This is a genomic window from Achromobacter sp. Bel (assembly GCF_012928505.1).
Classification (GTDB): domain Bacteria; phylum Pseudomonadota; class Gammaproteobacteria; order Burkholderiales; family Burkholderiaceae_B; genus Achromobacter.
Genome location: NZ_JABBJN010000020.1, coordinates 1 through 24,708 on the forward strand (window position 1 = coordinate 1; position 24,708 = coordinate 24,708).

A 24,708-nucleotide genomic window follows, 5' to 3' on the forward strand; every position below is an offset into this window, starting at 1 on the left:
TTCCGCGGCCTTGGCCGTCGCCCCCGCCGTCGCGGCCGTGCTGGCCAGCGCGCCAGTCGAATCCGAGGGCGGCCCGCCTTCCTGGGTCGACGAAGAAATCCCCTTCGAAGCCGAAGGCGGCTTTGTCCCGGACGGCGGCTTCACGTCCGATCCGGACGACGACGAATTCGAAACCCTGGCCAGCGCGCCGTCCAACGCCCCGGTTCCGGCCGCGCCGGCCCGGCGCGATGGCCCGGCCCCTGCGCGCAAGCGCGCGGGCTCGGGGCAATCGCGCGCCCGCATGGCGGACATGACGTCCGCCGGCTGGCCCGAACTGGCCGCTCGCCTGCCCGTCACCGGGCTGGCGGCGGAACTGGCGCGCCAAAGCGAATGGGCCGGCGTGCAGGGCGACGCGATCGTCCTGCGCGTTGCCGTCAAGACGCTGGCTGAAAGCGAAAGCCGGGTTCGTCTGCAGACGGTCCTGTGCGAACATTTCGGGCAGAGCATCCGGTTGGACGTGGAAGTCGGCGTCACCGGCGACGCCACGGCGCATGCCGTGGCGCAGGCCGAGCGCGCCGCGCGCCAGCAGGCCGCTGAAGACGCCGTGGCCGTCGATCCTTTTGTGCAAGCCCTGTTGGCTGATTTCGGGGGCCAGGTCGTCCCTGGCTCCATCCGCCACGTTGATCCCCCGGCCGCTGCCTGAGGCGGCGGCCATCTCTTATTCCCCTCGTTCAAGGAACATCCATCATGATGAAAGGACAACTGGCCGGCCTGATGCGCCAGGCGCAGCAAATGCAGGAAAACATGAAGAAGGCGCAAGATGCGCTGGCTGAGATCCTGGTCGAAGGCGCCTCCGGCGGCGGTCTGGTCAAGGTCACCATGACCTGCCGTCACGACGTCAAGCGCGTCGTGATCGATCCGTCGCTGCTGGGTGACGACAAGGACATGCTCGAAGACCTGGTCGCCGCCGCGTTCAACGACGCGCTGCGCAAGGCTGAAACCACGTCCCAGGAAAAGATGGCGGGCGTGACCGCCGGCATGCCGCTGCCCCCGGGCATGAAGCTGCCGTTCTGATTGGCACGATCCTAGGCCGCAATGGATCCCTTACTGCCTGAACCCGAACCGCTGGTGTCGTTGATCGAGGCGCTGCGGCGCCTGCCCGGCGTGGGCGTCCGATCGGCCAGACGCATGGCGTACCACCTGCTGCAGCATGACCCGCAAGGCGCGGACATGCTGGGGCAGGCGCTGGCCGGCGCAGTGCGGGATCTGAAGCATTGCGCGCGGTGCAACAGCTTTTCGGAAGAAGAGGTCTGCGGCACCTGCGCCAATCCCAAGCGCGACCGCTCGCTCCTGTGCATCGTGGAAACGCCGGCCGACCAGAACATGATCGAGTCCAGCCACGGCTACCGTGGCCTGTACTACGTGCTGATGGGCCGGGTGGCGCCGCTTGAGGGCATCGGCCCGCGCGAGCTGGACTTCGACCGCGTGATCAAGCGGGCGACGGACGGCCAGGTGCAGGAAGTCATCCTGGCCACCAACTTCACCGCTGAAGGCGAGACCACCGCCCACTTCCTGGGCGAAGCGCTGGGCGAACGCGGCTTGCGCGTGACGCGCCTGGCGCGCGGCGTGCCGGCCGGCAGTGAACTGGAATACGTGGATGCCGGCACGATCGCCTGGGCCTTGATGGAGCGCAAGACCACCTGAGGCTCGCAGCACGACAACAGCCAGCCGGCAACGTACCGGCGCGGCAAAAAAAACCGTGAGGAAGACAAACCATGTCAGCGCTGACCGGACTCAAGGTCCTGGAACTCGGCACGCTCATCGCCGGCCCGTTCGCCGCGCGCATCTTCGGCGAATTCGGCGCCGATGTCATCAAGGTCGAAACGCCGCACGGGCCTGATGGCACCGGCGGCGGAGACCCCATCCGCAGCTGGCGCCATCTGCACGAGGGCAATTCGCTCTGGTGGACGGTGCAGGCCCGCAACAAGCAATCCATCGCCCTGAACCTGAAAGACCCGCGCGCCCAGGAGATTGCCCGCAAGTTGGCGCTGGACGCCGATGTCGTGGTTGAAAACTACCGGCCGGGCGTGCTGGAGAAATGGGGCCTGGGTTTCGAACAGCTGCGCGCCATCAACCCCGCGCTGATCATGGTGCGGCTGTCGGGCTACGGACAGACCGGCCCCATGAAAGACCAGCCGGGCTTCGGCGCCATCGGCGAATCGATGGGCGGCCTGCGCTATGTGTCGGGCCACCCCGACCGGCCGCCGCTGCGGGTGGGCATTTCCATCGGCGATTCCATCGCCGCGCTGCACGGCGTGATCGGCGCGATGATGGCGCTGCGCCATCGCGACGCCACGGGTGGCCGCTGGAACGGGAAGTCGGGCGATGCCTGCCAGGCCGGGCAGGGGCAGATGGTGGACGTGGCCTTGTACGAGGCCGTGTTCAACATGATGGAAAGTCTCGTGCCCGAATACGACGTGGCTGGCGTGGTGCGAGAGCGCACGGGCGGCGCGTTGCCGGGCATCGTGCCCTCCAACACCTACACCACGCGCGATGGCCAGAACGTCGTCATCGCGGGCAACGGCGACGCGATCTTCCATCGGCTGATGCGCGCCATCGGTCGGGACGACCTGGCCGAAGACCCCGATCTGGTGCGCAACGACGGCCGCGCGCGCCGGGTCGAAGAGATCGACGGCGCCATCCAGCAATGGTGCGGCGGCCGCGGCATCGACGAGGCGCTGGGCGTGCTGAAAGGCGCGGACGTGCCCGTCGGCAAGATCTACAGCGTGGCCGACATGTTCAGCGATCCCCAGTTCCTGGCGCGCCGGATGATCGAACAACACCACTTCGCCGACGGCAGTCCCGTCAAGCTGCCTGCGGTGGTTCCCAAGCTGTCCGAGACCCCTGGCCAGACGCGCTGGGTGGGCCCGGCATTAGGGGAACATACCGAGGAAGTCCTGAAATCGCTGGGGTATGATTCAGCGGCTATTGATGAGCTGGCGAAGACCGGCGCTATCGGTAAACCCGACAATTAGGAGACAACCACATGTCAGTTACCCGCCGTGATTTGCTCAAGATGGCCGGCGCTGCCGGCGTCATGGGCATGGCGCCCGCCATCGTGCGTGCTCAGAAGCTTGAAAAGACCAAGGTCCAGATCGCCGTGGGCGGCAAGCCCCTGATCTACTACCTGCCCCTGTCCATCGCGGAAGCCCGCGGCTACTTCAAGGACGAAGGCCTGGACGTCAGCATCGCCGACTTCGCCGGCGGTTCCAAGGCGTTGCAGGCGGTGGTGGGCGGCAGCGCCGACGTGGTCTCGGGCGCGTTCGAGCACACGCTGTCCATGCAATCCAAGGGCCAGGCGTACCGCGCCTTCGTGCTGCAAGGCCGCGCGCCGATGATCGGCGTGGGCGTGTCCAAGAAGAACCTGCCCAACTACAAGGGCCCGGCCGACCTCAAGGGCAAGAAGATCGGCGTGACGGCGCCGGGCTCGTCCACCAACATGGTGGTCAGCTTCTTCCTGGCCAAGCACGGCTTGAAGGCCTCCGACGTGTCGATCATCGGCGTGGGCGCCGGCGCAGGCGCCGTGACGGCGTTGCGCAGCGGTCAGATCGACGCCATCTCCAACACCGACCCCGTGGTGTCGATGCTGGAGATGCCGGGCGACATCCAGATCATCGTCGACACGCGCACCCTCAAGGACACCCAGGACATCTTCGGCGGCAATATGCCGGCGGGTTGCCTGTACGCGCCGCAGGCGTTCATTGACGCCAACCCGAACACGACACAGGCCCTGGCCAATGCGCTGGTCCGTGCCGACAAGTGGATCCAGAAGGCGGGCCCCGACGAGATCGCCAAGATCGTGCCGGAAACCTACCTGCTGGGCGACCCGGCGGTCTACAAGGCCGCCATCGCGAAGAGCCTGGAAGGCCTGTCGCCCAACGGCATGATCCCCGAAGACGGCGCGGCCACCGCGTTGAAGGCGCTGGCCGCGTACCAGGCGGATTTCGACGGCGCGAAGATCGACCCCTCCAAGGTCTGGACCAACGATTTCGCGCGCCGCGCCAACGAGAAGTATGCCAATGGCTGAAGCCGCGCTGTCGCTGGAAAATATCAGTTGCACCTTTGTTTCGCGTGACGACCGGTCACAGCGCTACACCGCCGTCAGCGACACGACCCTGGCCATCGCGCCAGGGGAGTTCGTGTCGGTGGTGGGGCCGACCGGCTGCGGGAAATCCACCCTGCTCAACGTCGGCGCCGGTTTGCTGGCGCCGTCGTCGGGGCGGGTGTTGGTCTTTGGCCAACCCCTGTCGGGTATCAACGCGCGCGCAGGCTACATGTTCCAGGGCGAAGCCCTCTTGCCCTGGCGTAGCGCGCTGGACAACGTGGTGGCCGGCCTGGATTTCGCCGGCGTGCCGCGTCCGGAAGCGCTAGAGCGCGGCCGGGAGTGGATGCGGCGCGTGGGCCTGGGCGGCTTTGAAAGCCGCTATCCGCACCAGATGTCGGGTGGCATGCGCAAGCGCGCCATGCTGGCCCAGACGCTGATCCGCGATCCGGACATCATCCTGATGGACGAGCCGTTCTCGGCCTTGGACATCCAGACGCGCCAGCTGATGGAAAACGAGGTGCTGGAGCTGTGGATGGCCAAGCGCAAGGCCGTGCTGTTCATCACGCACGACCTCGACGAAGCCATTGCGATGAGCGACCGCGTGATCGTGCTGTCGGCCGGGCCGGGCACACATCCGATCGGTGAGTTCGTCATCGACCTGCCGCGCCCGCGCGACGTTGCCGAGGTGCGCGCCCATCCGCGTTTCGTCGAACTGCATACGGCCATCTGGGCCGTGCTGCGCGAAGAAGTGCTCAAGGGCTATGCCCAACAGAAGCGAGCCTAAGGTATGTCGAAGTCATTCAAATCCGGTTCCGCCAGCCTGCGCTTCTGGCAACTGCTGCTGCTGGTCGTCATCCTGGGCGTCTGGCATTTCGCATCGCGCGATTCCAAGGTGGCGTTCTTCTTCGGCGAGCCGCTGAAGGTCTGGGGCCGCATCTGGGCCTGGTTCATCACCAACGCGGACATCTACACGCACCTGTGGGTGACCCTGACCGAAACCGTGCTGGCGTTCTTCATCGGCACCATCGCCGGCCTGGGCTTCGGCCTGTGGCTGGGACTGTCGCCGCGCGCAAGCGCCATCCTCGACCCCTACATCAAGGCCGCCAACTCGATGCCGCGCGTCATCCTGGCGCCGATCTTCGGGATGTGGTTCGGGCTGGGGATCTGGTCCAAGGTGGCGCTGGCAGTCACGCTGGTGTTCTTCATCGTGTTCTTCAACGTCTACCAGGGCGTGCGCGAAGTCAGCCCGACCTTGTTGGACAACGCCCGCATGCTGGGTGCGCGCAAGCGCCAGTTGTTGCGCCACGTCTATCTGCCGTCAGCCACCAGCTGGGTGTTCTCCAGCCTGCATACGTCCGTGGGCCTGGCTTTCGTGGGTGCCGTGGTCGGGGAATACCTGGGCTCGGCAAGCGGCGTGGGTTACTTGATCCTGCAGGCGGAAGGCACATTCGACGTGAACACGGTGTTCGCAGGCATCGTTGTGCTGACGGCATTCGCGCTGGTGCTGGACTACATCGTCGGCATCGGCGAAAAGCGCCTGATGAAGTGGCAGCCCAAATCAGGCGAAACCGAAAAACTGTAACCCTCGCCCTGCCTGATCGAAGCCCCTCGTGAACGGGGGGCTTCATGGCGGCCACTTATTTGTCGGGCGTGGAGGCGGGCAGGTGCAGCGACCAGCAATGCGTCTGACGCTCCAGACGCCAGCCCGATGCGGCCGCCAGAAGTTCGACTTCCTGCGGATCGAAGGCGGAAGGCTCTGCGTCGGCAAATTCGGGCGCCGCGGTAAATCGGGCATGCCAGGCATCCGCCTGGGAGAAATCCAGCGCCAGCTCCGCGTCGGCCGGAAGCGCCGGCAGCAGGCAGAGCAGCCACGCCAGCAGCAGATAGCGCGAGGCGAATGTCGGTAATTCGATCGACGCGACCGATTCGGACCAGGTGACGCTGCGCCGGGACAGCAGCAGATGCGAGAACATCAGCTTGCGGCATTCCCGCAGCAATGCATCGGCCGACGCTACAGCGCCTTGATCCGCCAGCCATTGGTCCAGTTCGCGCACGACGGCGACGCTGTCTTCCAGCATGCCCGTCAAGTCGCCCGCCAGCCGCTGGCAGCGTTGTTGCAGGGCGTCGGGACTGGCGCCTTCGGGCGTCTGGCGCAGCATCGCGGTCGCCAGCGTGGCGTTGGACAGCGGGCCGACCACCTCGTGGCGCAGCACGGGGAAGACCTCGGCCAGCACTTTCAGCCGCACGCCGTGGGCTGCCAGCGCTTGCAAGGAAGTAGACATGATAAGCGTCACCGCTAGTGCGTCTGGCGCAGGATGGCCAGCAGCGCGTCGGGGTCGGCGGGCTTTTCGATCCAGCCGTTGAACATGCCATCGGCGTCATCGCGTCGTTCCTGGCGCGCAAGCCCGCTCAACGCATAGATGCGGGCCGGCTTGCCGCGCGCGCGCAACTTGGCGGCCAATTCGTAGCCATCCATGTCGGGCAGCAGGATATCCACCAGCACGGCTTCGGGGACGAAACTGTCGGCCAGTTCCAGGGCGGCCTCGCCGGTGGCGGCGCACCGCGTTTCCAATCCGGAAAGCGCCAGGAATTCGGCAAGCAGCTCCGAGCCCATTTCGTTATCGTCAACCAGCAGGACGCGAATCGCGCGCACGTCGTTCAAAAGGGTACCTCCAGAAAACAAGGGGGGGCGCGCTGGCCGCGCGGCAGCGCCACCGTGAAAATGACCAGACTGTCGCGGCATTCTTCCGAAATATCGCCGTCATGGGTGGGCACGATCCGATCGGCGATGTGCCGGGCCGTCCCAGGCCCTAGACGTGGCGCGAATGGCCTGACGATATACCGGGGATGCCAATGTCCTGTCATTATGTCAAATATATTGTACGAATGTGTGCATTTGCAGCCCTGTCACCGATATGGAGTTCCCATGGCCCGTCTGCCCTACGCCGATTTGACTCATCCCGAAGCACGTCCCCTGGTCGATCGCATCGTCGCGGAGCGCGGCAGCGTCCTGCATCTGTACCAGATGCTGCTGCATAGCCCGGCGGTTGCGGGCGGCTGGTTGAACTACCTGACCTCGATCCGCCAGCTGAGCACGCTGCCGGGCGACTTGCGCGAATTGGTGATCATGCGGGTGGCGGCGATCAACGGCGCGCCTTACGAGGCCGACCAGCATGCGCCGATCGCGCTGAAAGAGGGCGTTACTCAAGCCCAGCTTGACGCGTTGGACGCCTGGGAAAGTTCGGCCCTGTTCGGCGAACGCGAAAAGGCGGTGCTGGCCTACACCGACGCGATGACCCGTCAGGTGCAGGTGCCGGAACCGGTGTTCCAGGCGGCGCGGGCGGCGATGGGGTCGGAAAAGCTCATCGTGGAGTTGACCGCGACCGTCGCGGCTTACAACATGGTGTCGCGCTTCCTGGAAGCGCTGCAAGTGCATTCGCACGACCACCGCTAGGCCGCCGGCGGAAAAAGGGCGCGCCGGCAAGGCGCGCGCCTATCCGCTGGCTGGGGCCCTAACGCCGTTGCGCGTCGATCAGTGCGTCCAGTTTGACCGCGTCGGCCACGAACAGGCGGATGCCTTCGGACAGCTTCTCGGTCGCCATGGCGTCGTCGTTGAGCAGGGTGCGGAAGCTGATTTCGTCCGAGCCGATGCGCGCGATGGGCTCGCCCGTGTCATCGGCGCGCAATTGCGCGGGCGCGTCGCCTTCGGCGCCCGCCAGCTGGTTCAGCAGGTCAGGGCTGATCGTCAACAGGTCGCAGCCCGACAGCGCCAGGATCTGTCCCGCGTTGCGGAAGCTGGCGCCCATGATCTCGGTGGCGATGCCATGTTGCTTGTAGTAGCGGTAGATGCGGGTCACGGACAGCACGCCAGGATCGCGCGCGCCGGCATTGTCGGCTTCCACCCAGGCTGCACCCGCGCTTTTTTTGTACCAGTCATAGATACGGCCGACGAAGGGCGAAATCAGTTGCACATTCGCATCGGCGCAGGCCACGGCCTGGGGCAGCGAAAACAGCAGGGTCAGGTTGCAGCGCACCCCTTCCGCCTGCAGGGCGCGGGCGGCCTGAATGCCTTCCCAGGTGGATGCAATCTTGATCAGCACGCGTTCGCGCGGCACGCCGGCGGCCTCGTACAGGGCGATCAGGCCGCGGGCGCGTTCGATGGTGGCGCGGGTGTCGAACGACAGGCGGGCGTCCACCTCGGTCGAGACGCGCCCGGGCACGATGTTCAGGATGGCGCGGCCGAAAGCGACCAGCAGACGGTCGACCAAGTCGGGCGTCGAGGCGCCGCCGTGGTCGCGTGCCGTTTTCTCCAGCAGCGGGCGGTAGGCGTCCTGCTGAACGGCTTTAAGAATCAGGGACGGATTTGTGGTGGCGTCAGTGGGACGCAACGCCTTCATCGCTTCGAAATCCCCCGTGTCGGCGACAACGGTGGTGTGATTGCGCAGGGCGTCAAGTTGGCTGGACATGGACAAATACGGCTCACGACGGCAAGGGTTGAAGGGTTCCCTAGCGTATCACTGCCGCCCGCGCCTTGCTGTCGGCCAAACGGACTTGGGAGGGGGGGGCGCGAGGAGGCCGCGCGGTGGCCTGAAAAAGGGGGAAATCACCGATTCCGGCCTTATTTGGCGCGGTTCTCCGGGAAAAACGCCAGCGCAAGGTATAATCCGAAGGTTTGATTATCGATTCTAAAACCGGGGTTTACTGTGCTGCCGCAACTTTTTCCCGAGGGGATCAACCGCTTCCCTCCTGCAATTCTGGCTCTGGCGGACGGTACCATTTTTCGAGGCGTGTCGATCGGTGCGCCTGGCCATACCGTTGCCGAAGTGGTGTTCAACACCGCGATGACCGGGTACCAGGAAATTCTCACCGATCCCAGCTATAGCGGTCAGATCGTCACGCTGACCTATCCGCACATTGGCAACACCGGCGTCAACGCCGAAGACGTGGAAGCCAATCGCGTCTATGCCGCCGGATTGGTGGTCCGCGACTGTCCCGCCCGCGTGTCGAACTTTCGTTCCACGCAGTCCTTGCCCGACTATCTGGCCGCGCAAGGCATCGTCGCCATTTCCGGCATCGACACCCGCAAGCTCACGCGCATCCTGCGTGAAAAAGGCGCCCAGGGCGCCTGCATCTTCGTCGGCGCCGACGCCGAGCGCGCCGTTGAACTGGCCCGCGGCTTTGCCGGCATGGCCGGCCAGGACCTGGCCCGCGTAGTGTCGGTCAAGACCAGCAGCGAGTGGACCGAAGGCACCTGGCAGCTGGGCGAAGGTTTCGCCAAGCCCGACCAGTCCAAGTTCCACGTCGTCGCCTATGACTTCGGCATCAAGAGCAACATCCTGCGCCTGCTGGCCGACCGCGGTTGCCGGCTGACCTTGGTGCCGGCAGAAACCAGCGCCGAAGACGTCCTGAAGCTCAATCCCGACGGCGTGTTCCTGTCCAACGGCCCCGGCGACCCCGAGCCTTGCGACTACGCCATCGCCGCCACGCGCACGTTCCTGGACAAGAAGCTGCCGGTGTTCGGCATCTGCCTGGGCCATCAGATCATGGGCCTGGCCGTCGGCGGCAAGACGCTCAAGATGAAGACGGGCCACCACGGCGCGAACCACCCCGTGCAGGACCTCCAGTCCAAGCGCGTGTTCATCACGAGCCAGAACCACGGCTTCGCGGTCGACGCCGCCAGCCTGCCGGCCAATGCGCGCGTGACGCACGTGTCGCTGTTCGACGGCACCTTGCAGGGTTTCGAGCTCACCGATCGCCCGGCCTTCTGCTTCCAGGGGCACCCCGAAGCCAGCCCGGGTCCGCACGACATCCTTGAACTGTTCGACAAGTTCATCGCCCTGATGTCCGGCCAAAAGTAAAGATTGCATCATGCCCAAGCGTACAGACCTAAAAAGCATACTCATCATCGGCGCCGGCCCCATCATCATCGGGCAGGCCTGCGAATTCGACTATTCCGGCGCACAGGCTTGCAAGGCGCTCAAGGCCGAGGGTTACCGCACCATTCTGGTGAACAGCAACCCGGCCACGATCATGACGGACCCGGAAACGGCCGACGTCACCTACATCGAGCCCATCACCTGGCAAGCCGTCGAAAAGATCATCGAGCGTGAAAAGCCCGATGCGCTGTTGCCGACCATGGGCGGCCAGACCGCGCTGAACTGCGCGCTGGACCTGGCCCACCACGGCGTGCTGAAGAAGCACAACGTGGAGCTGATCGGCGCCAACGAGCACGCCATCGAAAAGGCCGAAGACCGCCAGAAGTTCAAGCAGGCCATGACCGACATCGGCCTGGAATCGGCCAAGTCGGGCGTTGCCCACAGCATGGACGAAGCCTGGGAAGTGCAGCGCCGCATCGCGGCCGAAGTCGGCACCTCGGGCTTCCCGGCCGTGATCCGCCCCAGCTTCACGATGGGTGGTTCGGGTGGCGGCATCGCCTACAACGCCGAAGAATTCGAAACCATCTGCCGCCGTGGCCTGGAAGCGTCGCCCACCAGCGAATTGCTGATCGAAGAGTCGCTGTTGGGCTGGAAGGAATTCGAGATGGAAGTGGTCCGCGACAAGGCGGACAACTGCATCATCGTCTGCTCGATCGAAAACCTGGACCCGATGGGCGTGCACACCGGTGACTCGATCACCGTGGCGCCGGCCCAGACGCTGACCGACAAGGAATACCAGATCATGCGTAACGCATCGATCGCGGTGTTGCGCGAGATCGGCGTGGATACGGGCGGTTCGAACGTGCAGTTCGCGGTCAACCCGCGCGACGGCCGCATGATCGTCATCGAGATGAACCCGCGCGTGTCGCGTTCGTCGGCGCTGGCCTCCAAGGCCACTGGCTTCCCCATCGCCAAGGTCGCCGCGCGCCTGGCCGTGGGCTACACGCTGGACGAGCTCAAGAACGAAATCACCGGCGGCGCAACGCCCGCTTCGTTCGAACCGTCGATCGACTACGTCGTCACCAAGGTGCCGCGTTTCGCGTTCGAGAAATTCCCCACCGCCGACGCGCGCCTGACCACCCAGATGAAGTCCGTGGGTGAAGTCATGGCCATCGGCCGCACCTTCCAGGAGTCGTTCCAGAAGGCGCTGCGTGGCCTGGAAGTCGGCGTCGACGGCCTGAACCAGAAGACGACCGACCGCGAAAAGCTGCAAGTCGAACTGGGCGAGCCCGGTCCGGAACGCATCTGGTACGTGGGCGACGCCTTCGCGCAAGGCTTCACGCTGGACGAAGTGCACAACATCACGCACATCGACCCGTGGTTCCTGTCGCAGATCAAGGAAATCGTCGACATCGAACTGGCGCTGGAACAAAAGACGCTGGCCGACCTGGATTACGCCACCCTGTGGGAACTGAAGCGCCGCGGTTTCTCCGACCGCCGCCTGGCGTTCCTGCTGGATTCCGCTGAATCCGAGGTGCGCAAGCTGCGTCACCAACTGAACGTGCGCCCGGTCTACAAGCGCGTCGACACCTGCGCCGCCGAATTCGCCACCCGCACCGCCTACATGTACTCCACGTACGAGGAAGAGTGCGAATCCGCGCCCACCGATCGCAAGAAGATCGTGGTGCTGGGCGGCGGCCCGAACCGGATCGGCCAGGGTATCGAATTCGACTACTGCTGCGTGCATGCCGCGCTGGCGCTGCGTGAAGACGGGTACGAGACCATCATGGTCAACTGCAACCCGGAAACCGTGTCCACCGACTACGACACGTCGGACCGCCTGTACTTCGAACCGCTGACCTTGGAAGACGTGCTGGAAATCGTCCACAAGGAAAACCCGGTCGGCATGATCGTCCAGTACGGCGGCCAGACCCCGTTGAAGCTGGCGCGCGCCCTGGAAGCCAACGGCGTGCCGATCATCGGCACCAGCCCGGAATCCATCGACGTCGCCGAAGACCGCGAGCGTTTCCAGAAGCTGTTGAACAAGCTTGGCCTGCGCCAGCCGCCCAACCGCACCGCGCGCACCGAAGGCGAGGCCCTGGCCCATGCCACCGAAATCGGCTACCCGCTGGTCGTCCGCCCCAGCTACGTGCTGGGCGGCCGCGCCATGGAAATCGTGCACGAGCAGCAAGACCTCGAGCGCTACATGCGCGAGGCCGTGAAGGTCAGCAATGACTCGCCCGTGCTGCTGGACCGTTTCCTGAACAACGCCACTGAAGTGGACGTGGACTGCCTGGCCGACGGCGAAACCGTCTTCATCGGCGGCGTCATGGAACACATCGAGCAGGCCGGCGTGCACTCGGGCGATTCGGCTTGCAGCCTGCCGCCTTACTCGCTGTCGGCGGAAGTCATCGCCGAGATCAAGCGCCAGACCACGATGATGGCCAAGGCCTTGAACGTCAGCGGCCTGATGAACGTGCAGTTCGCGATCCAGGGTGGCGATGTCTACGTGCTGGAAGTGAATCCGCGTGCATCGCGCACGGTGCCCTACGTGTCCAAGGCCACCGGCCTGCAACTGGCCAAGATCGCCGCGCGCGCCATGGCCGGCCAGACGCTGGCTGCACAAGGCATCACGAAGGAAGTCGTGCCGCCTTACTTCTCGGTCAAGGAAGCCGTGTTCCCGTTCGTGAAGTTCCCGGGCGTGGACACCATCCTCGGTCCGGAAATGAAGTCGACCGGCGAAGTGATGGGCGTGGGCATGAGCTTCGGCGAGGCCTTCGTGAAGTCGCAGCTGGCTGCCGGCGTGCGTCTGCCGGAATCCGGCACGGTGTTCATCAGCGTGAAGAATCAGGACAAGCCCCGCGCCGTGGAAGTGGCGCGTGGTCTGCATGCCTTGGGCTTCAAGCTGGTTGCCACACGTGGCACGGCCGCCGAGATCGAAGCCGCCGGCATCCCGGTGCAGGTAGTCAACAAGGTCACCGAAGGCCGCCCGCACATCGTCGACATGGTGAAGAACGGCGAAATCGCGCTGGTCATCAACACCGTCGAAGAGCGTCGCAACGCCATTGTTGATTCGCGCACCATCCGTACCCAGTCGCTGGCGGCTCGCGTCACCTTCTTCACCACCATCGCCGGCGCCCGCGCCGCGGTCGAAGGCATGCAGTACCTGCGTCAAGGCCTCGGCCTGCAGGTGTACCCGTTGCAGGATCTGCACGCATCGCTGTTGAAGAACTGAAACGAAAGCGCCAAGCGGGCGCGCGGCCTGAAGCCAGCCGCGCACGCTTGATGTAGGATGCCGGGGCGGCCCTTGTCAAAGAGGGTCGCCCCTTTTTCATCTCTGCTTACGGCAATCCATGAATCGAGTCTTCATTACCGGCGCCAGCAGCGGCCTGGGCCGCGCCCTGGCGCAGCAGTACGCCGCATCCGGCGCCACGCTGGGCCTGCTTGGGCGGCGCGAAGATGCGTTGCGCGAGCTGGCCGACAGCCTGCCCGGTGAACACCGTTGCTATGCCGTGGATGTGCGCGACCGCGCGGCCCTGCACGCGGCCGCATCCGATTTCATCGCGTTCTGCCAGGGCAGGGTGGACGTGGTCATCGCCAGCGCCGGCATCAGCGCGGGCACGCTGACCGAGCATGGCGAAGACTATGACGTGTTCAAGGCCATCGTCGACACCAATCTGCTGGCCACCGTCGCCACCTTCGAGCCGTTCGTGGGCGCCATGCGCGCGGCGGGCGCCGGACGGCTGGTGGGCATCGCCAGCGTGGCCGGCGTGCGCGGCCTGCCGGGCGCGGGCGCCTACAGCGCGTCCAAATCCGCCGTGGTGACCTATTGCGAGAGCTTGCGGCTGGAACTGGCGGCCGATGGCATCCGGGTCGTGACGATCGCGCCCGGCTACATCAAGACCGCCATGACGGCGAAGAATCCGTATTCGATGCCCTTCCTGATGGAAGCGGATGCCTTTGCGCAACGCGCGCATGCCGCGATCGAGCGCGGCACGTCGTATACCGTGATTCCGTGGCAGATGGGCGTGGTGGCCAAGCTGATGCGCCTGTTGCCCAACGCGGTGTATGACAGGCTTGCGCGCAACGCGCCGCGCAAGCCGCGCAAAGCGGGGTAGGTTCCGCCTCGCGCTTGCAGTGGCTGCCGCCTATGGCACCACGTCGTCGCCGACTTCGTCGGCCACATGCCCCACGTCGCCCCAGTCCAGCACTTCCCATTTGCGGCCTTGCACGCCGACACGGTTGATGCTGACGTTAAGCAGCGCCGCGTCGCGCGGCGCGTTCAGCGGCACGCCCGACGCATGGCGCCAGATGATGTCCAGCACGCCGCCGTGCGTGAACAGCAGGATGCGTTCGCCGTCGTGGCGGCTGGCGATGTCGTCCACCGTGGAGATCACGCGCGACTGGAACTGGCCGAGCGTTTCGCCGCCATCCAGGGGGCGGAGCGGGTCACGGCTTTTCCAGGCGGCCGCTGCCTCCGGGGCCTGCACGTCAATGCGTTCGTGGTCCAGGCCTTCCAGCACGCCGAAGCCCCGCTCGCGGATGCCGGGTTCCACGCGCACGCGCAGGCCCAACTGTTCGGACACGGGCACGGCGGTGGCGTGGGCGCGTTGCAGGTCGCTGCTGTAGATGGCGTGGATCGGCGTGTGGCGGACTTCTTCGCGCAGGCGCGCCGCCAACAGGCTGGCCTGGTTGATGCCAAATTCGTTCAGGGGGATGTCTTTCCAGCCTTGCAGGCGGCGCTGGCGGTTCCAGTCGGTTTCGCCATGGCGGATGAACCAGATTTCAGTCATTGGGGGTGTCGTGATGCGGGGAGTAAGGCTTAGAGCTGGGCCGGCGCGATGGTCGCGCGCGGCTTCCAGATGGTTTGAATGATCGAGCTTAACGCGACCAGCGCGGGCTCGCTAGCGCGCTCATACGGCAGGATGAAGCCTAGCATGGCGTCCACGCGGGCCTGGCCCCACACGATGAAATCATTGGAGGCCGCGCCCGCCAGTGCGGTTTCCTCGCGCAGCAGCGCGCAGCCCGCGCCCGCGCGCACCAGCGCATCCAGGTTGGCCTGGTCGTCGTGCTGCATGACGATGCGCGGCGACAGGCCGTGGCGTTCGAACATGTCGCGCAGCAGCAGGTGGGTATGGCAGCCGGACGGGCCGTCCAGCCAAGGCAATTGCGCCACTTCCCGCCAGCCGCCGCGCTTGAGCACCGCGGCGTGCTCTCTCGGCATGGCGATGCGGTAGCGCACGCTGCGTAACGGCAGCCACAGCACGCCGCGCGGCGGATTGGCGGCAATGGTCAGCGCGGCCGGCAGCCGGCCCGTGCTGACCTGCTCGGCCAGCGTGGCGGCGGGCAGCGTCTGGGTCTTCAGTTCCACCAGCGGCAGCCGCTGGTTGACGGCCGACGCCAATTCGCCCAAGCGCAGGAAATCCGGCATTTCGCTGGGCACGCCCAGTTCCACCACGCCGTGCAGGCTGCCTTGTAGCTGCTGCGCTTCGGATTTGAGTTGCGCGCCCAGCACCAGCAGCGATTCCGCTGTGGGCAACAGCACTTCGCCTGCCTTGGCCAGCGCGAGCCGGCCGCTACTGCGGTCGAACAGCGCTACGCCCAGGCTTTGCTCCAGCGCCTTGATCTGCGCGGTGACCGCGGGCTGCGTCAGCGATAGCGCTTCGGCCGCTTTCGTCAGGTTGCCCAGGCGGGCGACCGTGACGAAGGCGCGGATCTGATAGATTTCCATGGCCGCCAGTTTAGGCCGCGAGCAGCCGGACCTGGGTGGGTTCCAGCCCGATCGACACCGGCGCACCGGCCGGGAAGGGGGACAGCCCCGCCAGATGCGACTGATCGGCCGTCAGGCGTTGTTCGCCGATCAGCACCTGGTAGCGCGTGAATTCTCCCAGGAATTCGCTGCTTTCGACAATGCCCGGCAGCCAGACGTAGCGCGCGTCGCCCAGGCCGTCAGCCATTTCGATCTGCACCGTGTGAGGCCGGAAGCTGGCCGCCAGCCGCGAGGCTGCCGGCGCCTCGGCCGTCAGGGGCAAATGCAGGTCGCCGATGCCTTCCACCGCCAGCACCACGCTGCCGCTGGTGCGTTCGCGCACGTCGCCCTCCAGCACGTTCATTGTGCCCACGAAGTTGGCCACGAAACGATTCACCGGATAGTCGAACAGGGTGCTGGGCGTGCCGATCTGCTGCACCACGCCGTGGTCCAGCACGGCCATCCGGTCGGCCGTGGTCATGGCTTCTTCCTGGTCGTGCGTGACGAAGATGGTGGTGATGCCCAGGCGGCGCTGCAGGCTCAGCAAGTCCTGGCGCATCTGCACGCGCAGCTTCTTGTCCAGGTTGGACAGCGGTTCGTCCAGCAGCAGCACCTGCGGTTCGATGACGATGGTGCGGGCCAGCGCCACGCGCTGCTGTTGGCCGCCCGACAGCTGGTTGGGGCGCCGCTTGCCGTATTGCGACAGGCCCACGAGCTCCAGCGCCGCTTCCACCTTGGCGCGGATCTCCGCCTTCGGGAGCTTGCGCTCCACCAGGCCGAAAGCCACGTTGTCCCACACCGTCATGTGCGGCCACAGCGCATAGTTCTGGAACACCATGCCGATGTTGCGGTTCCAGGGGGGCGTGCCGCTGATGTCCTTGCCGTCCACCAGCAATTGTCCTGCGCTGTGGCGGTTGAAACCGGCGATCAGCCGCAGCAGCGTGGATTTTCCCGACCCCGACGGCCCCAGCAGGGCGAAGAACTCGCCGGGCTCGATGTTGATGTTCACATCCTTCAGCACTTCCGTCTTGCCATAAGACAGGCGGATGTTGCGGCATTCGACGCTGACTTTCTTCATGCGGATTCCCCTTCATTGCGTGCCGGACGCTGACGCGACTGCGCGCGCTCCACCAGCAAGTGCGATACATAGGTGCCGATGGCCACCGCGGCCACCGCCAGCACGCCCAGTGCGGCGCCGGGGCCCCGGCCGGCCGCGCTTTGCATATACAGATAGATGCCGTAGCTCATGGGCGCCTGGCTGTCTTTGGTGACAAGCATGATGGTGGCCGATAGCTCCACCGCCGCGGTCACGAAGCTGGTCACGAAGCCCGCCAGCATGCCACCGGCCATCAACGGCACCACCACGCGCCGTATCGTGCTCATCCGGGTGGCGCCCAGCGATTGCGCCGCTTCCTCCAGCGAGACGTTGATCTGCTGCAGCGACGCGACGCAGGAACGCAGCGCGTAGGGCAGCCGCCGGACCGAATACGCGATCATGATGATGATCCACGACGAGGTGAGCAAGGTGCCGGTGCCGGGCAGCTCGATACCGCGGAAGGTGCGCAAAAAGCCGATGGCCAGCACGATGCCGGGGATCGCCAGCGCCGCCGAGGCCATGAAGTCCAGCCACTGGCGCGCCGGCAGCCGGGTGCGCAGCATCAGGTAGGCGATGGCGGTGCCGAGGATGACGTCCACGCCTGCGGCCAGGCCGCAATAGAGCAGGGTGTTGGCGATCATGCCCTGGGACTCGGAGAACACCGCTGAGTAATGGGCCAGCGTGTAGCCGTCGGGCAGCGGCGCGAAACTCCAGACGCTGGCAAGCGACAGCAGCAGCACGCCCATGTGCGGCGACAGCACCAGCAGCAGCACCAGGATGATCCATCCATAGGCCAGCACGCTTTCCATTGGACCCAGCTTGCGCTTCTGGATGCTGTTGCCGCCCTTTTGCAGCGTGGAATAGTCTCGTCCCTTAAGCACGCGCGCCGACAGCCATAGCGCCAGGATTGAGAACGCGATCATGATTACGCTGATCACGTAGCCCAGGGGGTCCTCCAGCCCGACCTGCGTGATGCGCAGATAGGCTTGCGGGGCCAGCATGTTGGTCGTGCCCAGCACCAGCGGCGTGCCCAGGTCGTCGAACACCTTGACGAACACCAGCGAGGTGCCGGCCACGTAGCCCGGCAGCGCCAACGGGAAAATCACGCGGCGGAACAATCGGAACCCGCGCGAGCCCAGGTTGAAAGCCGCTTCCTCCATGGCGCCGTCGATGTTGCGCAACGCCACCACCAGGTTCATCAGGATGAACGGAAAGTAGTGCAGCGCTTCCACGAAAATGACGCCGTTCAAGCCCTCCATGAACGGGATCGTGAACCCGAACCAGTCGTTCAGCAGCAGGTTGACGCTGCCCGACCGGCCGAAGATCAGCTGCATGGCCACCGCGCCCACGAAGGGCGGCATGATCAGCGGCAGCACGCCCAGCGTCTGGATGATGAGCGCGCCCCGGAAGTCGAAACGCACGGTGAAGTACGCCAGCGGCACGGCGATCAGCGACGCCAGTAGCGCCGACCATCCCGCCACGTACAGGCTGTTGAAGAAGGCTTCCTTCATCAACGGCTGATTGAAGAACGCGCCGAAGTGGCCCATCGTGAGGCTGCCGTCGGCATTCACGAAGGCGCTGTAGAACACCGTGCCTACGGGCACAGCCAGGAAAAGCAGCAAGAAGCCGAATACCAGCAGCGCCGTCAATACGGGGCCGGCGGGCAGGCGTGAGTGGCCCGAAGAATTCATCGAGATTCCCGAAATCGTTGCCAGGGGACCGCGGCGGGGCGCTCGGGAGCCGTCCCGTGCGCCGCCGCGCGCGTCGTGCGGATTACAGCGCCGCGGCCTGTTTAGCCAGCTTGACGGCTTCTTCGTAGTTGGCCTTGGACTTGCCGTTCCACTCGCCTTCCAGCTGGGTGATCTGCTGGTTCACGGCGGCGTCCTTCTTGTTGCCGGCGAAGATCGCCAGAAAGGCGGGATCGGCGGCTTTCTTGCCGTCGACCAGCGGCGCCCAGGTCAGCTTGCGCGCCTGGGCCAGCAGCTCGGCGGCGCGGCCGCTCTTGGCCTTGTCGCCCAGCTTGGCTTCGGCGTCGTAGATGGCCTTGGTCGCGGCTTGCAGTTCCTTCAGCCGGAACGTGACGGTCTGGTCATACAGCGATTGCACGACGTAGTAGCGCGTCTGCGACAGGTCTGCGTTGAACTGCACCTTGCTGCGTTTTGCGATGTCCGCCGGATCGGGGTAGCCCGCCGGGATCTTGCCGGCCAGCGCCGAATACGGCAGCACGGGCAACCGCGAGATCTTCGGCTCAAGCAGCAGTTCCTGGCCTGCCTGGCTAAGCGTGAAGGCAATGAATTTCTTGCCTTCCTCGGTGTTCTTCGCGCCCTCGATCAGCGCGATGTTGGCGGGCACGATGGCGGTTTCGGAGGGGTAGACGAACTCCACCGGGAACTTGGAGTACTTGCTGGACAGGCCGAAGAAGTCAATGACCGGGCCGGCGCCGAATTGGCCGTTGTTCACCCCGTCCGGCACGCCGAACGACCGCTCGGTGACGGCACTGCTGTTGCCGGACATGCGCAGCAAGGTGCTCCAGCCCTCATCCCAGCCTTCGCCCTGCAGGATGGTCTCGACTGTCAGGTGCATCGTGCCCGAACGCGACGGCGAGGTGATGCCGACGTGACCGAACCACTGTGGCGACAGCAAGTCCTTCCATTCCACGGGTGCGGGGATCTTGTGCGCTGCGATATAGCGCGTGTTGTAGACGATGCCGTAGCCCGCCAGCGCCTGTCCAAGGTACATGCCGCCCGGGTCGTTGATGGGGTAGTTGCCGATCTTGTCCGGCACGTCCTTGTTCGCCACGTCGGACGACTTGGCCAGCAGCTTGTCGCGGCCCAGCACTTCGAAGGCGTCTGGCGCGCTGGCCCAGAACACTTCCGGACGTTGGCCGGCGGGCGTTTCGCGCACATAAGCGATGCCCGACACCGTATTCTTATTCAGGATTTCCAGCGTGATGCCAGGATTGGCCTTTTCGAAGGCGCTCTTATAGGCCTGGGTCAGGTCTTTGGGAAACGACGTGATGACCGTGACGGTGCCGGCCAGGGCCGGTGCCGCGCAGGCGGCCAGCAGGGCTCCTGCAAGGGCTGTGCGCATTGCATGCATGGTTTGTCTCCGTAGTTTTTGATTTGTCCGGAGACAGTAATGTCTGACCTGCTATGCGTCCAATCAGAAATTTTGATGCGCGTCATCAGTGCGGGCGCCGGGATGCCGGCACCCGCCGTCGCGTATCAGGCCGTCGTCGAGACGCCGCCTTTCGCGGCGCGCGCCTGTTGCACCATCACTTGCGCGATCTGGTCTTGGATCTGCACCGCCTGCGCATTCAGCGCCAGGAGCTGTTGCGCCTTCATTTCCTCGGACATCCCGCTGGCCTTGACCTTGGCGATCATGTCCATCACCCGCTTCAACTGCTTTTGCAGTTCCTTGATCTGGCGGGTGTATGCGTCGTCGTTGTCAGTGTCTTCGGTCGCGCTCGCGGCGCCCACGTTCATCCCGCCTGGCGCATTGACGCGGACCTTGCCGTCCGCGGTGAGCGAGGTCGCGTCCCCGCCCGTGGTCGACTTGGCTTCTTTGTTGGCCTGGATTCGTTCGGCCCACAGGTCGGCCAGCGGGTTGTTCCGGGAGATGCCGTTGATGGGAGGGGTCGCCATGCTTGCTCCTGCTGCCAGGTTGGATTTCGGGGTTTCCACTAATACGGCATTCTGGCGGCAAACTTAAACGTTGCCGCCCCTTCGCGGCCCCCTTTACACTGGCGCCCGCTCATACCCAACACCTATTTTGGGAAACCCATGTCCAATTCCTATTTTCCGCGCTGGCGCCTGGCGGACGACGCCGAGCCGGGCGTCATCATCGCGCCCGATGAACGGCTGTCCTGGCCCAAGAACGTCGCCATGGGCGCGCAGCACGTGGTGGCGATGTTCGGCTCGACCGTGCTGGCGCCGCTGCTGATGGGTTTCGACCCCAACGTCGCCATCCTGATGTCCGGTATCGGCACGCTGATCTTCTTCCTGTTCGTCGGGGGCCGCGTGCCCAGCTATCTGGGGTCCAGCTTCGCCTTCATCGGCGGCGTGATCGCGGTCACCGGCTACGCCGGGGGCGGCGCCAACGCCAATATCGGCGTGGCCCTGGGTGCCATCATCGCGTGCGGCCTGGCCTATACGCTGATCGGCGTCATCGTCTGGATCGTCAATGCGCGCGCCGGCGGTGGCGCCAATTGGATCGACACCTTGATGCCGCCCGTCGTGACGGGCGCTGTGGTGGCCGTGATCGGCCTGAACCTGGCGCCCATCGCCGCCAAGGGCGCCATGGGCGCCTCGGGCTTCGACACTTTCATGGCCCTGGTCACCATCGTCTGCGTGGGCGGTATCGCCGTCTACACGAAGGGCATGGTCCAGCGCCTGTTGATCCTGGTCGGTCTGATCCTGGCTTGCGTGGTGTACGCGGTGCTGGCCAACGGCATGGGCATGGGCAAGCCCATCGACTTCTCGGGCGTGGCCGCCGCGGCCTGGATCGGCCTGCCGCATTTCGCAGCACCGGTCTTCAAGGCCGAGGCGATGGGCCTGATCGTGCCGGTCGCCATCATCCTGGTGGCGGAAAACCTGGGCCACGTGAAGGCGGTCAGCGCCATGACAGGCCAGGACCTTGACCGCTACCTGGGCCGCGCCTTCGTCGGCGATGGCGTGGCCACCATGGTCTCGGGCGCCGTGGGCGGCACCGGCGTCACCACCTACGCCGAAAACATCGGCGTGATGGCGGTGACCCGCATCTATTCCACGCTGGTGTTCGTGGTGGCGGCGCTGATCGCCGTCGTGCTGGGCTTTTCGCCCAAGTTCGGTGCGTTGATCCAGACCATCCCGGGGCCGGTCCTGGGCGGGATGTCGGTCGTGGTGTTCGGCCTGATCGCCATCGCCGGCGCCCGCATCTGGGTCGTCAACCAGGTCGATTTCAGCGACAACCGCAACCTGATCGTGGCGGCGGTCACGCTGGTGCTCGGCGCGGGCGACTTCACCATCAAGCTGGGCGACTTCATGCTGGGCGGCATCGGTACCGCCACCTTCGGCGCCATCATCCTGTACGCCCTGCTGCGTCGCCGGAAACCGGCGGCGGCCTGATCCCGGCGGGGCCGAGCCCCGCGCGAGACCGCCGCAGCGGCTACGACCGGGACAGCCGCGCCGTTGGCTTCGTCCCGGATACCCGGGCCGGCGCGACCTCGATCACCTGACCCGATTGCGTCTTGAACACCGCGGTGGCCTCCGACAGGCGCCGCGCCTGTTCTTCCATCGCGGAGGCGGCGGCCGACGCCTCTTCCACCAGCGCGGCGTTCTGCTGCGTCACTTCATCCATCTGCGACACGGCCATGGTGACCTGGTCGATCCCACCGGCCTGCTGAGTCGACGCGGCCGAGATCTCGCCCATGATGTCCGTCACGCGCTGCACCGACGCCACGATCTCCTGCATGGTCTGGCCGGCGGCCGACACCTGCGCCGAGCCGGCCTTCACCGTGTCGGCCGACGCCTCGATCAAGGCCTTGATCTCTTTGGCCGCCTGGGCGGCGCGCTGGGCCAGCGTGCGCACTTCACCCGCGACAACGGCGAATCCCTTGCCCTGTTCGCCGGCGCGGGCCGCTTCCACGGCGGCGTTCAACGCCAGGATGTTCGTCTGGAAAGCGATGCCGTCGATCACCGACACGATGTCGGAGATCTTGCGCGAATTGTCCGAAATCCCCTGCATGGTGGCGACCACCTGGCCCACGTTGTCGCCGCCGCGCTGCGCGACCTGCATGCTGACCGCGGCCAACTGGTTGGCCTGCGCGGCGTTTTCGGCGTTCTGCTTGACGGTGGCGGCCAGCTCCTCCATCGTCGCGGCCGTTTCCTCCAGCGCCGCGGCCTGCTCTTCGGTCCGGGTTGACAGGTTGGCGTTGCCGGCGGCGATCTCGGCCGCACCCACATTGATTTCCTCGACGCCCTGGCGTACCGACGTCACGGTGCGGGTCAGACCTTCCTGCATGCGCTTGAGCGAGGCGAACAGGGCGCCGATCTCGTTGTTGGAGCGGGTTTCGATCCGGGTGGTGAAGTCGCCGCCGGCGATGCGATCGAAGTGCCGGCCGGCGTCCTGCAAGGGCAGCAGCACGCCGCGCCGGATGAAGGTCCAGCACAGTGCCGTCAGCAGCAGGGCGGTCGACAGCAGGGTGATCGCAGAGATCCGGGCATTGGAGTAGGTGGCTTGCGAACTGGCCAGCACGCCGTCGCTGCGCTCTTGTACGCGGACCAGAAACGTCTTCATGTCCTTGACGAAATTCGCGTCGGCCTGGCGGGTCTTGCCCACTTCCTGCTGGTATCTGGCTGCCGCGCGTTCCTTGATTGCCGCGCTCAGCGAGTCCAGCAGCGACGCGTATTCCGTGAACCGGCCTTGCAGGACCAGTGCCAGCGCCTGGCCGCGTTCGCTCTTGGGCACCTCCATGTAGCGCGCGAAACGCTCACGGGCCTGCGCCAATTCGCTGGCGGCCTCCTGTTCGGCCGAAGCGGCCCTTTCGGCGTTGCGGGCCTGGATGCCCGCCAGCGCGTCGTCCAGCGCCAGGCGCGTGCGCAGCAGGGCGCCATTGGCTTCATACAGCGGGTCGACCTGGTGCACCGCCACGGTGTTCAGGTCTTCGATCTCGCGGACGCTGTTGTCGGCGTTCATCCAACTCAACCCGCAAGCCAGCGCCAGCGCGATGACAAAGCACGCCAGCACCAGCAGCATGCCCGTACGGACCTTCAATTTTTCCAGCATGAGAGCTCCTCTTTCATGAACGCGATCCTTTGCGCGCAGGCAGGCGTTGCCCATCGGCCCTGCGACGAAAGGGGCGGACGTCGAGCCGGATGACTGCGATGCGTCCGCCTGAAACCTGCAAGCACGCACAATCAATCGTTAACGCGGCAGCATCTGCCGCGTTGCCCGCAACACTTGAATAAAGAGAAGCGCCGGTTACTGCTGTTTGTATTTAATTGTTATTAGTCTTTCTAGTTGTTATTTATACTGTTGTTGGTGTTATTTTTCGGTGGATTTTTTTGTAATCCCAGTATTGGGAATATAAAAAACTATGCGAAAGTAGCTTTTATGCAACGCTCTGGGCGAGGCGCCGGATGACATCGAGGGCGCGTCGAAGAATTTTTAGGGAAACCGCCTGTTTTAGCGGGTTACAGCGGTGAAATGCGCCGAAAAGCACGTTTTCTGCCATGGCTTGCAATTCCGGTGGACTTTGACCACAATATGACCTTGATTGCCCCGGTTCCGACCCGAGCCGGGGTTTTGTTTTGGTCGTCCGCGCCGCAAGTCCTGCCCAAAAGGCATCTGGCAATATGCGCGCGCCCGGGTAACGACCTTCACCGAGAACGCTCCATCGGGGCGTTTTTCTACTTTTGTTTGGGAAACGACATGTCTGCCATTCCTTTGACCGTGCGCGGGGCCGAGCGCTTGCAAGAAGAGCTCCAGCGGCTGAAAACCGTGGAACGTCCTGCCGTGATTAACGCGATCGCCGAGGCGCGTGCGCAGGGTGATCTGTCGGAAAATGCCGAATACGATGCCGCTCGCGAGCGCCAAGGTTTCATCGAGGGTCGGATTGCCGAACTCGAAGGCACGCTTTCCAATGCCCACCTGATCGACCCGTCTTCCCTGGAAGCCGAAGGCCGCGCCGTGTTTGGCGCCACGGTCGACATCGAAGACCTGGATTCGGGCGACCGCGTGACCTACCAGATCGTCGGCGACGTTGAAGCCGACATCAAGTCGAACCTGATTTCCGTGTCCAGCCCGGTGGCGCGCGCACTGATCGGCAAGAGCGAAGGCGATGTCGTCGAGGTCAAGGCCCCGGCTGGCGTGCGCGAGTATGAAGTTCTGGGCGTGCGTTACATCTAACGCATCAACCCAAGCA

22 protein-coding genes and 1 pseudogene are annotated in these 24,708 nt (G+C 65.1%); 13 read left to right on the plus strand and 10 right to left on the minus strand.

Annotated elements, in window-relative coordinates:
• From HG262_RS14205 to HG262_RS14235, 7 genes and pseudogenes are all read left to right on the plus strand, one after another.
• Nucleotides 1–682 (plus strand): annotated as a pseudogene (locus HG262_RS14205) (DNA polymerase III subunit gamma/tau); the annotation flags it as partial.
• Nucleotides 683–726: 44 nt separating this feature from the next.
• Nucleotides 727–1,053 carry a YbaB/EbfC family nucleoid-associated protein gene (locus HG262_RS14210; protein WP_006221090.1) on the plus strand — a complete coding sequence of 109 codons (327 nt, stop codon included), beginning with the start codon at nucleotides 727–729 and terminating at the stop codon, nucleotides 1,051–1,053.
• Nucleotides 1,054–1,074: 21 nt separating this feature from the next.
• Nucleotides 1,075–1,683, plus strand: coding sequence for a recombination mediator RecR (recR, locus tag HG262_RS14215; protein WP_169271636.1), 609 nt, complete (start codon nucleotides 1,075–1,077; stop codon nucleotides 1,681–1,683).
• A gap of 71 nt (nucleotides 1,684–1,754) precedes the next feature.
• Complete coding sequence (locus tag HG262_RS14220) at nucleotides 1,755–3,014, plus strand: CoA transferase (RefSeq protein ID WP_169271637.1); 1,260 nt, start codon at nucleotides 1,755–1,757, stop codon at nucleotides 3,012–3,014.
• 11 nt (nucleotides 3,015–3,025) lie between these two features.
• Nucleotides 3,026–4,066: an ABC transporter substrate-binding protein gene (locus HG262_RS14225; RefSeq protein ID WP_169271638.1), complete on the plus strand. Its 1,041-nt coding sequence runs from the start codon at nucleotides 3,026–3,028 to the stop codon at nucleotides 4,064–4,066.
• Nucleotides 4,059–4,868, plus strand: a complete 810-nt coding sequence (locus HG262_RS14230; RefSeq protein ID WP_169271639.1) for an ABC transporter ATP-binding protein — start codon at nucleotides 4,059–4,061, stop codon at nucleotides 4,866–4,868. Before HG262_RS14225 ends, HG262_RS14230 begins: the two co-directional genes overlap by 8 nt.
• Nucleotides 4,869–4,871: 3 nt before the next feature.
• On the plus strand, nucleotides 4,872–5,666 hold the full coding sequence (locus HG262_RS14235; protein WP_169271640.1) for an ABC transporter permease: 795 nt from the start codon (nucleotides 4,872–4,874) through the stop codon (nucleotides 5,664–5,666).
• 55 nt (nucleotides 5,667–5,721) lie between these two features.
• On the opposite strand, the gene HG262_RS14240 is transcribed toward HG262_RS14235, so the two are convergent.
• Entirely contained in the window at nucleotides 5,722–6,366 is a 645-nt protein-coding gene (locus HG262_RS14240) for a hypothetical protein (protein WP_169271641.1), read from the minus strand.
• A gap of 14 nt (nucleotides 6,367–6,380) precedes the next feature.
• The gene (locus tag HG262_RS14245) at nucleotides 6,381–6,737 is read right to left on the minus strand and encodes a response regulator (RefSeq protein WP_348984392.1); all 357 of its coding nucleotides are present in this window, start codon (nucleotides 6,735–6,737) and stop codon (nucleotides 6,381–6,383) included.
• Nucleotides 6,738–7,010: 273 nt separating this feature from the next.
• On the opposite strand from HG262_RS14245, the gene HG262_RS14250 reads away from it, so the two are divergent.
• Nucleotides 7,011–7,538: a carboxymuconolactone decarboxylase family protein gene (locus HG262_RS14250; protein ID WP_169271643.1), complete on the plus strand. Its 528-nt coding sequence runs from the start codon at nucleotides 7,011–7,013 to the stop codon at nucleotides 7,536–7,538.
• A 58-nt stretch (nucleotides 7,539–7,596) separates the two neighbouring features.
• On the opposite strand, the gene tal is transcribed toward HG262_RS14250, so the two are convergent.
• On the minus strand, nucleotides 7,597–8,550 hold the full coding sequence (tal, locus tag HG262_RS14255; RefSeq protein WP_169271644.1) for a transaldolase: 954 nt from the start codon (nucleotides 8,548–8,550) through the stop codon (nucleotides 7,597–7,599).
• A 237-nt stretch (nucleotides 8,551–8,787) separates the two neighbouring features.
• On the opposite strand from tal, the gene carA reads away from it, so the two are divergent.
• The 3 genes from carA (at nucleotide 8,788) to HG262_RS14270 (ending at nucleotide 14,078) form a co-directional block, all read left to right on the plus strand.
• Complete coding sequence (gene carA, locus HG262_RS14260; RefSeq protein ID WP_169271645.1) at nucleotides 8,788–9,942, plus strand: glutamine-hydrolyzing carbamoyl-phosphate synthase small subunit; 1,155 nt, start codon at nucleotides 8,788–8,790, stop codon at nucleotides 9,940–9,942.
• A 10-nt stretch (nucleotides 9,943–9,952) separates the two neighbouring features.
• Nucleotides 9,953–13,195, plus strand: coding sequence for a carbamoyl-phosphate synthase large subunit (carB, locus tag HG262_RS14265; RefSeq protein ID WP_169271646.1), 3,243 nt, complete (start codon nucleotides 9,953–9,955; stop codon nucleotides 13,193–13,195).
• Nucleotides 13,196–13,313: 118 nt separating this feature from the next.
• A complete protein-coding gene (locus HG262_RS14270; protein WP_169271647.1) occupies nucleotides 13,314–14,078 on the plus strand; it encodes an SDR family oxidoreductase in 765 nt (254 codons plus the stop codon).
• A gap of 30 nt (nucleotides 14,079–14,108) precedes the next feature.
• On the opposite strand, the gene HG262_RS14275 is transcribed toward HG262_RS14270, so the two are convergent.
• The 6 genes from HG262_RS14275 to HG262_RS14300 form a co-directional block, all read right to left on the minus strand.
• Complete coding sequence (locus HG262_RS14275) at nucleotides 14,109–14,753, minus strand: histidine phosphatase family protein (RefSeq protein WP_169271648.1); 645 nt, start codon at nucleotides 14,751–14,753, stop codon at nucleotides 14,109–14,111.
• A 29-nt stretch (nucleotides 14,754–14,782) separates the two neighbouring features.
• On the minus strand, nucleotides 14,783–15,691 hold the full coding sequence (locus HG262_RS14280) for a LysR family transcriptional regulator (protein ID WP_169271649.1): 909 nt from the start codon (nucleotides 15,689–15,691) through the stop codon (nucleotides 14,783–14,785).
• 10 nt (nucleotides 15,692–15,701) lie between these two features.
• Nucleotides 15,702–16,787 (minus strand): ABC transporter ATP-binding protein, encoded by a 1,086-nt coding sequence (locus tag HG262_RS14285; protein WP_169271650.1) that lies wholly within the window; start codon nucleotides 16,785–16,787, stop codon nucleotides 15,702–15,704.
• Entirely contained in the window at nucleotides 16,784–18,496 is a 1,713-nt protein-coding gene (locus HG262_RS14290; RefSeq protein WP_169271651.1) for an iron ABC transporter permease, read from the minus strand. The genes HG262_RS14285 and HG262_RS14290 overlap by 4 nt, the downstream gene beginning before the upstream one ends.
• 82 nt (nucleotides 18,497–18,578) lie before the next feature.
• A complete protein-coding gene (locus tag HG262_RS14295) occupies nucleotides 18,579–19,904 on the minus strand; it encodes an extracellular solute-binding protein (RefSeq protein WP_169271652.1) in 1,326 nt (441 codons plus the stop codon).
• Between the two features lie 125 nt (nucleotides 19,905–20,029).
• Nucleotides 20,030–20,449 carry a FlxA-like family protein gene (locus tag HG262_RS14300; protein WP_169271653.1) on the minus strand — a complete coding sequence of 140 codons (420 nt, stop codon included), beginning with the start codon at nucleotides 20,447–20,449 and terminating at the stop codon, nucleotides 20,030–20,032.
• A gap of 138 nt (nucleotides 20,450–20,587) precedes the next feature.
• Between HG262_RS14300 and HG262_RS14305 the strand changes: the two genes are divergently transcribed.
• A complete protein-coding gene (locus HG262_RS14305) occupies nucleotides 20,588–21,910 on the plus strand; it encodes a solute carrier family 23 protein (protein ID WP_006222877.1) in 1,323 nt (440 codons plus the stop codon).
• Between the two features lie 40 nt (nucleotides 21,911–21,950).
• On the opposite strand, the gene HG262_RS14310 is transcribed toward HG262_RS14305, so the two are convergent.
• Entirely contained in the window at nucleotides 21,951–23,570 is a 1,620-nt protein-coding gene (locus HG262_RS14310) for a methyl-accepting chemotaxis protein (protein WP_169271654.1), read from the minus strand.
• Nucleotides 23,571–24,215: 645 nt separating this feature from the next.
• On the opposite strand from HG262_RS14310, the gene greA reads away from it, so the two are divergent.
• On the plus strand, nucleotides 24,216–24,692 hold the full coding sequence (greA, locus tag HG262_RS14315; RefSeq protein ID WP_025139566.1) for a transcription elongation factor GreA: 477 nt from the start codon (nucleotides 24,216–24,218) through the stop codon (nucleotides 24,690–24,692).
• Nucleotides 24,693–24,708 lie beyond the last annotated feature (16 nt).

Bases quoted from the DNA above. Each gene is read 5' to 3' on its own strand.
- HG262_RS14210 (WP_006221090.1), top strand. From the start codon at position 727: ATGATGAAAGGACAACTGGCCGGCCTGATGCGCCAGGCGCAGCAAATG.
- recR (WP_169271636.1), top strand. From the start codon at position 1,075: ATGGATCCCTTACTGCCTGAACCCGAACCGCTGGTGTCGTTGATCGAG.
- HG262_RS14220 (WP_169271637.1), top strand. From the start codon at position 1,755: ATGTCAGCGCTGACCGGACTCAAGGTCCTGGAACTCGGCACGCTCATC.
- HG262_RS14225 (WP_169271638.1), top strand. From the start codon at position 3,026: ATGTCAGTTACCCGCCGTGATTTGCTCAAGATGGCCGGCGCTGCCGGC.
- HG262_RS14230 (WP_169271639.1), top strand. From the start codon at position 4,059: ATGGCTGAAGCCGCGCTGTCGCTGGAAAATATCAGTTGCACCTTTGTT.
- HG262_RS14235 (WP_169271640.1), top strand. From the start codon at position 4,872: ATGTCGAAGTCATTCAAATCCGGTTCCGCCAGCCTGCGCTTCTGGCAA.
- HG262_RS14240 (WP_169271641.1), bottom strand. From the start codon at position 6,366: ATGTCTACTTCCTTGCAAGCGCTGGCAGCCCACGGCGTGCGGCTGAAA.
- HG262_RS14250 (WP_169271643.1), top strand. From the start codon at position 7,011: ATGGCCCGTCTGCCCTACGCCGATTTGACTCATCCCGAAGCACGTCCC.
- tal (WP_169271644.1), bottom strand. From the start codon at position 8,550: ATGTCCAGCCAACTTGACGCCCTGCGCAATCACACCACCGTTGTCGCC.
- carB (WP_169271646.1), top strand. From the start codon at position 9,953: ATGCCCAAGCGTACAGACCTAAAAAGCATACTCATCATCGGCGCCGGC.
- HG262_RS14270 (WP_169271647.1), top strand. From the start codon at position 13,314: ATGAATCGAGTCTTCATTACCGGCGCCAGCAGCGGCCTGGGCCGCGCC.
- HG262_RS14275 (WP_169271648.1), bottom strand. From the start codon at position 14,753: ATGACTGAAATCTGGTTCATCCGCCATGGCGAAACCGACTGGAACCGC.
- HG262_RS14280 (WP_169271649.1), bottom strand. From the start codon at position 15,691: ATGGAAATCTATCAGATCCGCGCCTTCGTCACGGTCGCCCGCCTGGGC.
- HG262_RS14285 (WP_169271650.1), bottom strand. From the start codon at position 16,787: ATGAAGAAAGTCAGCGTCGAATGCCGCAACATCCGCCTGTCTTATGGC.
- HG262_RS14290 (WP_169271651.1), bottom strand. From the start codon at position 18,496: ATGAATTCTTCGGGCCACTCACGCCTGCCCGCCGGCCCCGTATTGACG.
- HG262_RS14295 (WP_169271652.1), bottom strand. From the start codon at position 19,904: ATGCATGCAATGCGCACAGCCCTTGCAGGAGCCCTGCTGGCCGCCTGC.
- HG262_RS14300 (WP_169271653.1), bottom strand. From the start codon at position 20,449: ATGGCGACCCCTCCCATCAACGGCATCTCCCGGAACAACCCGCTGGCC.
- HG262_RS14305 (WP_006222877.1), top strand. From the start codon at position 20,588: ATGTCCAATTCCTATTTTCCGCGCTGGCGCCTGGCGGACGACGCCGAG.
- HG262_RS14310 (WP_169271654.1), bottom strand. From the start codon at position 23,570: ATGCTGGAAAAATTGAAGGTCCGTACGGGCATGCTGCTGGTGCTGGCG.
- greA (WP_025139566.1), top strand. From the start codon at position 24,216: ATGTCTGCCATTCCTTTGACCGTGCGCGGGGCCGAGCGCTTGCAAGAA.